General features: G+C 74.1%; 10 protein-coding genes. 3 read left to right on the forward strand and 7 right to left on the reverse strand.

Features of this window, described 5'->3' with window-relative positions; translation table 11 throughout:
* Positions 1-4 precede the first annotated feature (4 nt).
* The 7 genes from IT293_13610 to IT293_13640 form a co-directional block, all read right to left on the reverse strand.
* Positions 5-886: a universal stress protein gene (locus IT293_13610; protein ID MCC6765691.1), complete on the reverse strand. Its 882-nt coding sequence runs from the start codon at positions 884-886 to the stop codon at positions 5-7.
* 139 nt (positions 887-1025) lie between these two features.
* Complete coding sequence (locus IT293_13615; protein ID MCC6765692.1) at positions 1026-1904, reverse strand: FAD/NAD(P)-binding protein; 879 nt, start codon at positions 1902-1904, stop codon at positions 1026-1028.
* Complete coding sequence (locus tag IT293_13620; GenBank protein ID MCC6765693.1) at positions 1901-2932, reverse strand: 4Fe-4S dicluster domain-containing protein; 1032 nt, start codon at positions 2930-2932, stop codon at positions 1901-1903. The genes IT293_13615 and IT293_13620 overlap by 4 nt, the downstream gene beginning before the upstream one ends.
* Entirely contained in the window at positions 2932-4956 is a 2025-nt protein-coding gene (gene fdhF / locus IT293_13625) for a formate dehydrogenase subunit alpha (protein ID MCC6765694.1), read from the reverse strand. Before fdhF ends, IT293_13620 begins: the two co-directional genes overlap by 1 nt.
* Positions 4957-5043: 87 nt before the next feature.
* Positions 5044-5532, reverse strand: coding sequence for a universal stress protein (locus IT293_13630; protein MCC6765695.1), 489 nt, complete (start codon positions 5530-5532; stop codon positions 5044-5046).
* A 276-nt stretch (positions 5533-5808) separates the two neighbouring features.
* Positions 5809-7416 (reverse strand): AAA family ATPase, encoded by a 1608-nt coding sequence (locus IT293_13635; protein MCC6765696.1) that lies wholly within the window; start codon positions 7414-7416, stop codon positions 5809-5811.
* 123 nt (positions 7417-7539) lie between these two features.
* A complete protein-coding gene (locus IT293_13640; protein MCC6765697.1) occupies positions 7540-8412 on the reverse strand; it encodes a c-type cytochrome in 873 nt (290 codons plus the stop codon).
* Between the two features lie 228 nt (positions 8413-8640).
* On the opposite strand from IT293_13640, the gene IT293_13645 reads away from it, so the two are divergent.
* The 3 genes from IT293_13645 (at position 8641) to IT293_13655 (ending at position 12422) form a co-directional block, all read left to right on the forward strand.
* A complete protein-coding gene (locus IT293_13645) occupies positions 8641-10008 on the forward strand; it encodes a sigma-54-dependent Fis family transcriptional regulator (GenBank protein ID MCC6765698.1) in 1368 nt (455 codons plus the stop codon).
* Positions 10009-10156: 148 nt separating this feature from the next.
* The gene (locus tag IT293_13650; protein MCC6765699.1) at positions 10157-11482 is read left to right on the forward strand and encodes a hypothetical protein; all 1326 of its coding nucleotides are present in this window, start codon (positions 10157-10159) and stop codon (positions 11480-11482) included.
* A gap of 13 nt (positions 11483-11495) precedes the next feature.
* The gene (locus IT293_13655) at positions 11496-12422 is read left to right on the forward strand and encodes a c-type cytochrome (GenBank protein ID MCC6765700.1); all 927 of its coding nucleotides are present in this window, start codon (positions 11496-11498) and stop codon (positions 12420-12422) included.
* Positions 12423-12430: the final 8 nt, after the last annotated feature.

Raw genomic sequence — 12430 nt, forward strand, 5'->3', positions numbered from 1 at the left:
ATCGTCAGCCGCGGGCGGCGCGCGCGTACTCCTCGAGGATGTCGCTCGCCGAGATCACGCCGACGACGCGCTCGCCGTCCACGACGGGCAGCGCCCGCACCCGCCGCTCCAGCATGAGCCGGGCGGCCGTGGCGGCATCGACGCCGGTGCCGACCGTCGTCGGATCGGACGTCATGGCGGCGTTCACCTTGGTGCGGGCGAGATGTCCGACGTGCGGACCGAGATCGACGTTGCTCAACATGCCAACGAGCTTCCCGTCCTCGACCACGGGAAGATGGCGGATGCGGTGCTGCGCCATCTTCCCCCGCGCCTCCTCGAGCGTCGCGTCGGGTGCGATCGTGATCGGCACCGCGCGCATCAGCTCGCCGACCTCGCCCGGACCGGCCGTCGTCGCGGCCGCCGGCGCGCGCGCGGCCTCGGCGACGAGCGCCCCCACGTGGGGCTGCCGCTGCGCCGGCACGGTGAGCACCGGGCACGGCGCGAGCCGCGCCACCTTCGAAGCGACGCTTCCGAGTAGCAGGTGCTTCAGCCCGCTCCGCCCGTGCGTCCCCATCACGATCACGTCGATCTGGCGCTCGGCCGCGAGCTGCAGGATCCGCAGCGTCGGCGTATCGACGCGGACGTCGACCTCGAACGCGGGCACCTCCCCGTCCCGCTCGAGGAGCGCGCGGACGTGCTGCTGCAAGCGCTCCGTCTCCTCGCGGATCCACGCCCCGTCGATGGGCGCGATCGGATACTCGGTCATGGTGTAGACGGGCAGCGGCAGCGCATGGGTCACGAGCAGCCGTCCCTTCGCCGCGCGCGCGAGACCGCCGGCGACGCGCAGCGCCGCATCCGCGGGCGCCTCGTAGTCGACCGGCACCAGAATGTTCGTGAAGGTCGTCATGCGTCCCGACGATGCCGCTTTCGTGCCAGGCGGAGCGCCCGTGTTTTCCCGGGCGACGGTCCCGCGCGCCTCCGAGATGCGAGAGGGCTCCTGCCCGAAATTCCCGCGTCTGGGAAGAGACGCGCGCGCGAGAAGGCGCCTACCCGAACGCGGAGTCGGCGGGGCCGAAGGCGTCCGGAAGCGCCAGGAGCTCGCCGTACGAGAAGACCGGGCCGTCGCTGCAGACGTCGCGGTCGTTCACGTAGCAGTGCCCGCAGAGCCCGGTCCCGCACTTCATGTAGCGCTCGAGCGCGACGTGGATCGCGCCGGGCGCGAGGCCGGCGGCGGCGAGCGCCGCGGCGGCGGAGCGCAGCATCCCCGGCGGCCCGCAGAGCGCGGCGCGCTCCGCACCCACCGCCGCGACCGCCGCCGCGACGAGCTCCGTCACCACCCCCGTCCGGCCGTGCCACCCGGGCGCCGCCTCCTCGACCGTCTCGAACAGCGCGACGTCCGGCTGGACGCGCCAGCCGGCGAGGCTCGCCCGCAGGATACGGCTCCCGGGCGTACGCGCGCCGTAGAGGATCGCGACCGGGGTGCCCGCCGCCCGCGCCCGGAGCTGCGCGTCGATCGCGCTCCGCAGCGGAGCCAGGCCGCAACCGCCCGCGACGTAGAGCGTCGGACGATCCGCGCCGTCCTGCGGGAAGCCGCGCCCGAACGGCCCCCGGACGCCGACGCTCGCGCCCACCTCGCAGGCGAAGAACGCCCCGGTGAGCGCGCCGACCCGCCGCACGGTGAGCGTGACGGTACCGGGCGCCGCGCCCGCGCACGGCAGGTGGGCGAGCGTGAACGCGGCCTCACCGTGGCCGAGGAGCGAGAGCATCACGAATTGCCCGGGCCGCGCGGCGTCGAGCGCGGGGACGGGCGTCGCGAGGCCGAGCACGAAGGTACGGGTGTCCTCGGCCTCGTCGTGCATCGCCACGACGCGAGCGGGGTGCGGCAGGGCCGCCGCGAAATCGTCGGGCGGTGCGACCACGCTCATCGCTCGCCTCCGAGCGCCGCCAGGACGCCGAGCGCGCCGATCGTGCCCGGACACGCGACGTCACAGCGGCCGCAACCGACGCAGCCGAGCCGCCCCGTCGGGCCCGCGAAGTCGCGCGAGAGCTTGTGGTACCAGAAGCGCCGCACGCGATCACCCGGACGGGGCGCGGGGTGATGTCCCGAGGCCTGGCGCTGGAAGCCCTCGAGGAGGCAGCTGTCCCAGATGCGAGCGCGCGTCCCGCCCGCGCCCACCGGCTCGTCGACGACCGTGAAGCAGGTGCAGGTCGGGCAGAGGCTCGTGCAGCCGGTGCAGGCGAGGCAGCGCGGACCGACCGCCTGCCACTCCTCGTCGGCAATCGCGCCTCCCGCCGGCGCCGCGTTCATACGCGCGAGCCCGCGCGCGACGTACGGCCGCACCGGAAAGCTCGCCGCCGCCCCGGCCGCCAGCTCGGCGAGCAGGAGCGCGGTGCCGTCGTCGACCGGCGTGCTCGCCACCCCGGCGCCGTGCAGCGCCGCGACCCCCGCCGCGCTCCCCCACGCGACGACGACGCGACCGTCCGGCAACGCCGTCAGGTTCAGGTCGAAGGGCGCGCGCGCGAACGGGCCCGCGTCGACCTCCAGACAAAAGCCGCCGGCACAGGCCCCCGAGCAGTCGAGGCCGACGAGAAAGGCCGCCGCGCGCCGGGCGCGGTACCACGGATCGGATCCGAAGTGCGCATCGAGGTGCGCGATCGCGGCGAGGTCGCACGCGCGAAGGCCGACGAAGGCGACCCGCTCGGGGCATGGGACGACGGGACGCATGGCGCCCGTGTCGTCCCAGGCGAGCACGGGCTCGCGCGGCGGCACGAGCCAGCCCTTCACCCCCGCGAGCGGCGCCGCCGTCGACCACGCGAGCGCACCCTCCCCGTTCGTCGCCGTCCAGACCGGCGCGCCCTCCACCGTGCGCGGCTCGATCACGCGCCGGTCGAGGGCGAGCGCGCGGCGGATCCGGTCCACCGCCGCCCGCGACGCGAGCACGCACGCGTCCATCAGCAGGCCTCCACCGCGACCGCGCACACCTTGAGCTCCGGCATGCGGGCGATCGGATCGAGCGCGTCGTTGGTGACGAGATTCGGCGAGGCTTCGGCGAAGTGGTACGGCATCGCGACGACGCCCGGCGGGACGTCGTCCGACACGATGGCGCGCGTCGTCACCTCGCCGCGCCGCGAGCGCACGCGGACGCAAGCGCCGGTCGTGATCCGCCGGCGCGCGGCGTCGCTCGCGTGCATCCACACGAGACCGAGCGGGTTCTCGCGCTCGAGGAGGGGCGCGCGCCTGGTCATCGACCCCGATCCGTACTGGTGGTGCAGCCGGAAGGTCGTGAGCTGGAGCGGGTACTCGGCATCGGGAAGCTCCGCGGGCGGCGTCTGGTCGACCGGGATCAGCCGGCCGCGTCCGCGCACGCAGCTCGCCACGTGCAGGCGCGGCGTACCCGGATGCGCGGGCGTGGGACACGGCCAGCAGAGCCCGCCGCTCGCCCCGATCCGAGCGTGGCTCATGCCTCCGTAGATCGGCGTCAGCGCCGCCATCTCGGTGAAGACCCCGGCCGCATCGCGGAAACCCATCGGCCGCCCGAGCCGCGCCGCGAGCGCTTCCAGCATCTCCCAGTCGGTCCGCGCCTCTCCCGGCGGCGCCACGGCGCGCCGCACCCGCTGCACGCGCCGCTCGGTCGACGTGAACGTCCCGTCCTTTTCGGCGAAGCTCGCCGCCGGCAGGACGATGTCGGCGCACGTGGCGGTCTCCGTGAGGAAGAGCTCGGCGACGATCAGGCAGTCGAGCCGCCCGAGGGCGCGCGCGACGAAGCGTCCGCCGGGATCGGTGACGACGGGATCCTCGCCGATCACGAGCAGCGTCTTCAACCGCCCGTCGTGCGCGGCATGCTGCATGGAGAGCGACGTGAGCCCCGGCGCGGACGGCAGCGCGACGCCCCACGCGGCCTCGAAGCGGCGCCGCGCGGCCGCGTCGTCGACCGGCTGATACCCAGAGTAGACGTCCGGGAGCGCGCCCATGTCGCACGCGCCCTGCACGTTGTTCTGCCCGCGCAGCGGGTTCACCCCGCCGCCGATCGCTCCGACGTTTCCCGTCACGAGCGCGAGGTTCGAGAGCGCGATGACGGTCTCGGTGCCCGAGACGTGCTGGGTGACGCCGAGCCCGTACGCGAGCCAGCCGCGCCGGCTCGCGGCGTAGAGCCGGGCCGCGTCGACGATGGCCGCGGCCGGGACGCCGGTCACGCGCGCCGCCTCGTCCGGCGTCCACCTGGCGAGCGCCGCCCGGAGCGCGTCGACGTTCTCGCAGCGCGCGTCGAGATACGCGCGATCCTCCCATCCATGGGCGAAGATCGCGTGCAGCATGCCGTTCACGAAGGCGATGTCGGTGCCGAGCCTGATCTGCGCGTGCAGGTCGGCCGCGCGTGCGAGGCGGGTGCGCCGCGGATCGACGACCACCAGCGGGACGCCGCGCTCGTGCGCGGCCAGGATGCGGGCGCCCAGGATGGCGTGGTTCTCGGTGACGTCGGCGCCCACGACGAGCAGACAGTCGGTCTCGTCGACGTCGGCGATCGGGTTCGTCATCGCGCCCGAGCCGAGGGTCCGGCGGAGTCCGGCGACCGACGGCGCGTGACAGACGCGCGCGCAGTGGTCGACGTTGTTCGTCCCGAGCACCGCGCGCGCGAACTTCATCGCCGCGAAGGCGTCCTCGTTGGTCGCGCGCGCGCTCGCGACGACCCCGACCGCATCCGGGCCGCCCTCGTGGCGCGCCGCCGCGAGCGCCTCGGCGGCGGCGGCGAGCGCCACGTCCCATGCGACCGCCTCGAGCCGCCCGTTCCGACGCAGCAGCGGCCGCGTCAGGCGCTCCGGGCTCGCGATGAACTGCGCCGCGTTCCACCCCTTCACGCAGAGCTGCCCGCGTGACACCGGGTGCAGGCGCTCCGGCGCCACCCCGACGACCCGTCCCCCGGCAACGTCGAGGACGAGCCCGCAGCCGACCGCGCAGAAAGGACAGGTCGTCGTGGTCACGGCGCCGCCGCCTCCAGCGCGCGCGCGGCGCGACCGTCGGCGCGGACGAGCCGGCACGGCGCGGCGGCGGGGGCCGCCCCGATGCGTTCAGCGACGCCGTCCACGGTGTCCTCCCTTGCCGCACCCGCCGACGGCCGGCGCGCGCACCGTCAAGACCGGCACGGGCGCGTGGCGCACGACCTTCTCGGCGACGCTGCCGATCAAGAGGTGCGCGAGTCCGGTCCGGCCGAGCGTGCTCATCACGATCACGTCGGCGCGCTTGGCGGCGTCGAGGATCGCGGGCACGGCTTCGCCCGTCACGGCGCGGCAGGCGACGCGCTTCGCACCCGCGCCGAGCGCCTGCCGCGCCACCTCGGCGAGCCGCGCCTCGCGCTCGCGGGCGATCTCCGCCGGCGGCGTCCAGGCGATCTCTTCCCGGGTCGGATAGCCGGGGCCGGTGTAGAACGGCGTGAGCACGTGCAGGAGCGTGATGCGCCCCTCATGGCGGTCGGCGAGCGCGGACGCCACGCGCAGCGCGTGGGTGGCGTTCGGCGAGAGGTCGTGCGGCACGAGGATGCGCCGGAATCGCGTCGTCATACCCTCAGCACATTCCAAGATCCCTGCCACGCCGTGCGCAGCGCCAATCGCGCAACCCCACGCGACTCGACACGCCGCCGCTTGGCGCGGCCGGGAATGCGAGGCCGTACATTCGCAGCCCTGGGAACGGCGCGCGGCGGCGCGCGCGACCACGCACATGGTCCGCGCCTTCGAGCACGCCCGCGCCGCGCTCGGGCTCGACACGTCGCCGCCGCACGACCGGGACTCAGAGGTTGTGAAGAAATCCCGGACGGGAGGGGATTTTTTCACAGCCTCTCAGTCCGCGCCGTCCGTCCGCCACGCGAAGAGCGCGCCGAGCGCGGCGGCGCGCGCGGCCCGCGCGTCGCCGTCGGTCGCGATCGTGACGCGCGGCTCGCCGGGCGCCCACGGCTCCGCCTCGGACGCCTGGGCCAGATAGGTGTCGAAGCGCGCGTCGGACACGTCGCCGGGCAGCCGCGCCGCGAGCCGCGTCCGCACCGTCTCGGGCTCGGCGGTCGCCTCGACGAAGAGCACGCGCCGGCCGCGCCGCGCCGCCACCGCCGCGACCGCGTCCCGATCGGCACGGCGCAGGAACGTCGCGTCCGCGATCACCGTCCGGCCGGCCGCGAGCCCGGCGTCGACCTCGCCGCAGAGCGCCGCGTAGACGGCGGCGCGCGCCGGCGCGCCGTAGCGGTCGGGCGGCGCGGCGGCGCCCGGGTGGTCCGCGCGCTTGCGGATCACGTCCGAGCGCAGCACCTCGGCCTCGGTGATCTCGGCGAGCGCGGCGGCGATCGTCGACGTCCCCGTGCCGCTCCGTCCGCAGCAGACGATCAGCGCCGGCGCGTGCGCGCGCCAGGCGGAGCGGAGCGCGAGCGCGACGTAGGCGGCGGCGCGCGCGCGCGCGCGCTCCCGCTCGGCCGCCTCCACCTCGGGCTCGGCGTCCGTGAGCGCGGCGACCATCGCGCGCACGCTCGCCCGATACGCAGCATAGTACGGCACGAGCCGCGGGAGCACGGGATCGTCGGCCGCATCCACGTAGGCCGCCGCGAAGGCGGCGGCGAGGTCGCGCCGGCCGCGGGCCTCGAGGTCCATCGTGAGGAACGCGATCTCCGACGCGACGTCGTTGCAGCGGAGCGGCAGCGAGAACTCGATGCAGTCGAAGACGTAGATGCCTTCCGGCAAGCCGCCGGCGCCGCCCGCCGGCACGAAGCACACATGCTCCGCGTGCAGGTCGCCGTGTCCCTCGCGGATGCGGCCCTCCGCCTGACGCGCCCGCAGGAGCGGCGCGTGCGCCCGCACGAACCACTCGGCGGTCGCGACGAGCGCCGCGTGCTCCTCCGCGAAGAGCACGCGGCCGACGAACGGCCGGAGTGTGGCCAGGGTGTCGGCGAAGCGCCGCCGCACCGCCTCGGGCGACGCTTCGGCCGCGACCGCCGGTCCGCTCGGGGCCGCGCCGTGGAACGCCACGATCCGGCGCGCGAGCGCCGCCATCATGGAGACGTCGACGGCGCCGGCGGCGAGCAGGGCCGGCAGCAGCCGCGCCGCGGGGAGGCGCCGCATGTGGAGCACCGGCTCGACGGGCTCGCCCGCGCCGCCGAGCGCGAGCGTGCCATCGGCGCGCCGCACGACGTCGACGACGTCGAGGTAGACCGCCGCGGCGAGGCGCCGGTTCAGCCGCAGCTCCTCGGCGCAGAAGAAGCGCCGGCGCTCCCGCGTCCCGAAATCGAGGAACGAGAAGCGCACCGCCTTCTTGAGCTTGTAGACGTCGTCGCCCGCGAGGAACACGTGCGAGATGTGGGTCTGCACGTGCTCGACCCGCGCCGGCCGGGCCGCGTGGAAGGCCGGGGCCGCGAGCGCGGCCAGCACCTCCTCCGGGACCTCCTCGATCGCGTCCGCGCCGCTCATGCGGCTCCGGCGAGCACGCGGGTCGGGCGAGCCCCTCCCGGAGCGCCCGGCCGCGGCATCGGCAGGGCCGACGCGGGCGAAGCGAGCCGCAGGAACGACGCGCGCCGGCACCTCGCCGACATGCTACGGCGCGCGCTTCAGGTAGGCGACGATCGCGCGCACCTCGGCGGGCGTCAGCACGCGCCGGAAGTGCGGCATGGCCGGCCGCTTGGTCGCGAGCATGTGCCAGACCGCCGTCCGCACCTGCTCCGGGTCGCGGCGCCGGAAGTAGGCGCGGTCGAACACGACCGCCGGCCGCTCGCCCTCCTCGGCGAGGCTGCCGGCGCCGCGTCCGTCGTCGCCGTGGCAGGCGGCGCAGTAGCGGTCGTAGAGGACGTAGCCGGGCGAGAGCAGCCGCACGAACGCGACCAGCGAACGGAGCTCGCCCGCGGCGATCGGCGGCCCGATGGCCGGCATCCCGCCGCGTCCGTGGCTCGCGAGGACGCCGAGATCCTTCTCGTCCACGCTCGCCTGGAAGGCCGGGTCGGAGAGGTCGCGCGGCGTCCGCGCGCCCGGCGGCAGCGTCAGCTCGGGCGTTCCGGTGCGGCCGTGGCAGAGCTCGCAGCGGTCGACGTACACCGCCTGCCCCTCCTCGACGCGCCGCCACTCGATCGTCGGCAGCCGCTCGAGGTAGGCGGCGATCGCCTCCACCTCGCGGGCCCGCGATCGCAGCCGCTCCGGGTCGAGCGCCAGCTCGAGCGGCACGCCGCTCCGGATGCGCCGCACGATGTCCTCGGTCGGATAGCGATCGAGGAAGCCGCGCCGCAGGTCGCTCGGCGGGCTCGCGAAGAGCGACGCGTCGGGCCCGTCGCCGCGGCCGGTGACGCCGTGGCAGCGCTCGCAGTTCTCCGCGTAGAGGGCGCCCCCATCGGGAGCCTCCGCCCGCGCCGACCCGCCCGCGAGGAGGCCCGCGAGCACCAATGCCGCTGCCGCCGCCAACCGCCCGATCCGTTCCATCCTCATGCGCACCTCCAAGAGCAAGCGTGCCGCCAACCCGCCCGCCGCGCCCCGCCGTGCCGGCGTTCCGAGCGATGGGACGACCCGCCCCCCGACAAGCGGCCTTTTTCCGAGGCCTGGGAACGATCCACGCCCCGGCGCGGCTCCGCGCGCGGCACGTCTCTTGGAAGGCAGGCCGGCGACGTCCGCTTGCGATCCGCGAGACCCAGGCCCTATGTGACCGCCCCCATGAGCGCCGACCAAGCCCCGAAGGGCTCCATCCTCATCGCCGAAGACGAGACCGCGGTGCGCGAGAGCCTCGCCGAGGTGCTGCGTGACGAGGGCTACGAGGTGACCGCCGTCGGCGACGGCGACGCCGCCATCGCCGCCCTCGACAGCCAGGAGGTCGACCTCGTCATCTCGGACCTCCGGATGCCCGGCGCCGACGGCCTCACGGTGCTGTCGCACGCGCGCAACGTGTCCCCCCAGGCGTTCGTGCTCCTCATGACGGCCCACGCGACGGTCGAGACGGCCGTCGAGGCCTTGCAGCGCGGCGCCCAGGACTATCTCCTGAAGCCGCTCATCTTCGACGACGTCCTCCACAAGATCGCGCACCTCCTGCAGCACCGCCAGGTCGCGTGGGAAAACCAGCTGCTGCGCAGCCAGGTAACCAAACAGTGGGACTTCGACAACCTGGTCGGGCGCTCGGGGGCGATGCGCGACGTGATGAAGCTCGTGCAGCGCGTCGCGCCGACCAAGAGCACCGTGCTCATCACGGGCGAGAGCGGCGCCGGCAAAGAGGTCGTCGCGCGCGCGATCCACCACTTCAGCGAGCAGCGCGACCGCATCTTCCTGCCGGTGAACTGCGGCGCGATTCCCGAGAACCTCCTCGAAAGCCAGCTCTTCGGCCATCTGCGCGGGTCGTTCACGGGCGCCGTCGCCAACCAGGAGGGCCTCTTCGCGCGCGCCCGCGGCGGCACGATCTTCCTCGACGAGATCGGCGATCTGCCCCTCAATCTCCAGGTGAAGCTGCTACGGGCGATCGAGCAGAAGGAGATCCTGCCGGTCGGCGCGACCACGCCGTCGAAGGTCGACGTGCGCGTGATCGCGGCCACCAACTCGGACCTCGCGAAGGCCGTCGACGAGGGCCGCTTCCGCGAGGACCTCTTCTATCGCCTGAACGTCGTGGGCATCGAGATTCCCCCGCTCCGGGAGCGCCGCGAGGACCTGCCGCTCCTGATCGAGCACTTCGTCCGCATCCACAACCGCGAGCTCAAGCGCACCTTCAAGGGCGTCGACGGCGCGACCATGAAGATCCTGATGGCGTCGCCCTGGAAAGGCAACGTGCGCGAGCTCGACAACGTGATCGAGCACGCGATGATCCTCGGCGAGGGGGAGTGGATCACCCCGGCCGACCTGCCCCGCGCGCTCAAGGGCGACGCCGTGGTCGGCGCGCCGACCGGCGAGGGCCTCCGCGAAGCGATGCGCTCGTACGAGAAGGCCCACATCCAGTCGGTGCTCCTCAAGGTCGACCACGACAAGAAGCAGGCGGCCGAGATCCTCGGCGTGTCGCTCTCGTCGCTCTACCGGAAGATCGAGGAGCTCGAGATCTCGTAGGCCGCGGAGACTTTCCACCGCCCGCGGCCGGCGGCGAACGTCGAGCCCGCGCCCACCAGCTTTTCTTCCGCCGGTGTGATACGGGTCCACCGCGTGTTGATCTCGAAGATCCTCCCGAACGCGGCGGCATTCGCGCCCGAGCCGGAGCATGCCGTCCTCCAATGACGAGCGCCCGAAGGCGGGGGCCGGCGATCCGGGCGGCACGGCTCCGGTCCTGACGGCCTCGAACCTCCTCGGCCGGATCGGCCTCGACGGGGCGGGCTGCGCGCGCCGCCTCGCGTTCCTCTCCTTCGATGCCGCCGACGTCGAGAACCTCGCCAAGCTGCGGACCTTCGCGCATGCGAACGTCGACGGGATCGTCGACGACTTCTACGGACACCTGCTCTCGTTCGAGGAGACCCGCCGCCTGCTCGCGGACCCCGACAGGGTCGCGCGGCTCAAGAAGGTCCAGCGCGAGTACTTTCTGCGCATGCTCGACGGTGATTTCGGGCGCGACTACTTCGAGAGCCGTCTCCGCGTCGGTGCCGCGCACGCCTGCACCGACCTCCGGCCGGAGTGGTACCTCGGCACGTACTCGCTCTACCTCCAGCTCCTCGCCGAACGGCTCCGCGAGCACTACCACGACGACCCCGACATGCTGCTCGCCCTCCTCGGCTCGTTCACCAAGGTCGTGTTCCTCGACATGGGCCTCGCCATCGACGGCTACATCCTGAGCGGCTACGTCGACCGCACGCTCGCGCAGGACTACCGCCGCATGGCCGAGGTCGCCGAGCAGGCGCTCGACGAGAAGGCCGAGCTCGAGCAGGCGAAGGCCGACCTCACCGGCATGATCGTCCACGACCTGAAGGGCCCGCTCGGCGGCATCCTCGCGGTCACCCAGCTCGCGCTCCGCAAGGCGGGCGGCGCGCCGACCGACCGCCACTTCGCGCAGATCCAGCGCAGCGCCCAGGACCTGATGCGGATGATCGAGAACCTGCTCGAGATCGACCAGATGCAAGAGGGCCGGCTCGAGCTGCGCCTGGAGCCGGTCGCCGTCGACGGCCTCATCGCCGAGTGCGGGGCGGAGTACCGGGCCGCGGCCGAGATCGCCGGGATGACGATCACCGTCGCGGCCGATGCGGCGCTTCCGATCCTGATGACCGATCGCTGGCTCCTCCGCCGCGTGCTCAACAACCTGGTGGTGAACGCCATCCGACACAGCGCCGCGGGCGCGATCGAGCTCGGCGCGCAGATGGCGAACGGGCACGTCGAGCTCCGCGTCCACGACAGCGGCCGCGGCATCGCTCCCGAGGAGCAGGCGGGCCTCTTCGAGCGCGCGCGCCGCCGACGCGGGGCCCATCGCGAAGACACGGGCCTCGGGCTGGTGTTCTGCAAGATGGCGTGCGAACGGATGGGCGGCTCGATCGCCATCGAGAGCGCGCCCGGCAGCGGCACCAGCTTCGTGATCACCCTGCCGGCCGAGGCGTCGCTCTAGCGGGGAGGACGACATGGGGAGCGGAGCGCGAAGGCTGGCGGTGGTGGCGATGCTGATCGGCGGCGCGGCCCTCGCGTTCGCCGGATGCCGGCCGCCGGCGCCGAGCGCCCCGCCCGCGCGCGTCGCCACGGTCGCGGATTGGTCGGTCGCGCGCGGCGCCGTGCTGTACGCATCGTACTGCGGCGGATGCCACGGACCGTCGGGGCACGGCGACGGCCCGGTCGCCGGCGTGATCGACCTCCGTCCCGCCGACCTCCGCGCGCCCGGCCTCCTCGACCGCAACAGCGACGACGAGCTCATCGCGCGCCTCCTGCACGGAACGCCGCTCCGCTCGACGCCGCGGCGGAACGCGGTCGCCGAGGACCTCGAGGCCGACGCGATCAGCGCCTACCTGCCGACGATCTCGTACGCCCCCTGGGAGATCCTGCGCGTCGGCCGCTTCGTTTTCGAAGGCGCCTGCGCGCCCTGCCACGGCGCCTATGGCCAGGGCGAGGGCGTGCTCGGCGCCACCAACGAGCCGCCGCCCCCGAACCTCATGGTCGCACGCGAACGCCACGGCGACCGCACCCTCGAGCGCATCGCGATCGAGGGGATCGGCACCATGCCCCCGCTCGCCGACACCTTCGAGCCCGGCGAGCTGCGCGCGCTCGTCGCCTACGTGCGGCACCTCTCGAAGGGGTATCGCCTCTACGACACCTACTGCGCCGCCTGCCATGGCGACGACGGCCGCGGCGTGCACCCGGAAGACCTCCTGCCGCCGGCGACGAAGGCGCCGGTGATCGGCGCCGAGACCGTGAAGCGGCTCGGACCCGCCGCGACGCGCACCCGGGTCCTCCACATGCTGCGGCGCGAGTCCGGGCGCATGCCGCATTTCCAGGGTACGCTCACCGACGCGCAGCTGCGGGACGTCTTCGCGTACCTGCGCCACGAGTCGCGCTGAGCGCGACC

Source organism: Deltaproteobacteria bacterium (genome assembly GCA_020848745.1).
GTDB lineage: Bacteria > Desulfobacterota > Binatia > UTPRO1 > UTPRO1 > UTPRO1.

Bases quoted from the DNA above. Each gene is read 5' to 3' on its own strand.
- IT293_13630 (MCC6765695.1), bottom strand. From the start codon at position 5,532: ATGACGACGCGATTCCGGCGCATCCTCGTGCCGCACGACCTCTCGCCG.
- IT293_13645 (MCC6765698.1), top strand. From the start codon at position 8,641: ATGAGCGCCGACCAAGCCCCGAAGGGCTCCATCCTCATCGCCGAAGAC.
- IT293_13620 (MCC6765693.1), bottom strand. From the start codon at position 2,932: ATGGACGCGTGCGTGCTCGCGTCGCGGGCGGCGGTGGACCGGATCCGC.
- IT293_13655 (MCC6765700.1), top strand. From the start codon at position 11,496: ATGGGGAGCGGAGCGCGAAGGCTGGCGGTGGTGGCGATGCTGATCGGC.
- IT293_13610 (MCC6765691.1), bottom strand. From the start codon at position 886: ATGACGACCTTCACGAACATTCTGGTGCCGGTCGACTACGAGGCGCCC.
- IT293_13650 (MCC6765699.1), top strand. From the start codon at position 10,157: ATGCCGTCCTCCAATGACGAGCGCCCGAAGGCGGGGGCCGGCGATCCG.
- IT293_13640 (MCC6765697.1), bottom strand. From the start codon at position 8,412: ATGGAACGGATCGGGCGGTTGGCGGCGGCAGCGGCATTGGTGCTCGCG.
- IT293_13615 (MCC6765692.1), bottom strand. From the start codon at position 1,904: ATGAGCGTGGTCGCACCGCCCGACGATTTCGCGGCGGCCCTGCCGCAC.
- IT293_13635 (MCC6765696.1), bottom strand. From the start codon at position 7,416: ATGAGCGGCGCGGACGCGATCGAGGAGGTCCCGGAGGAGGTGCTGGCC.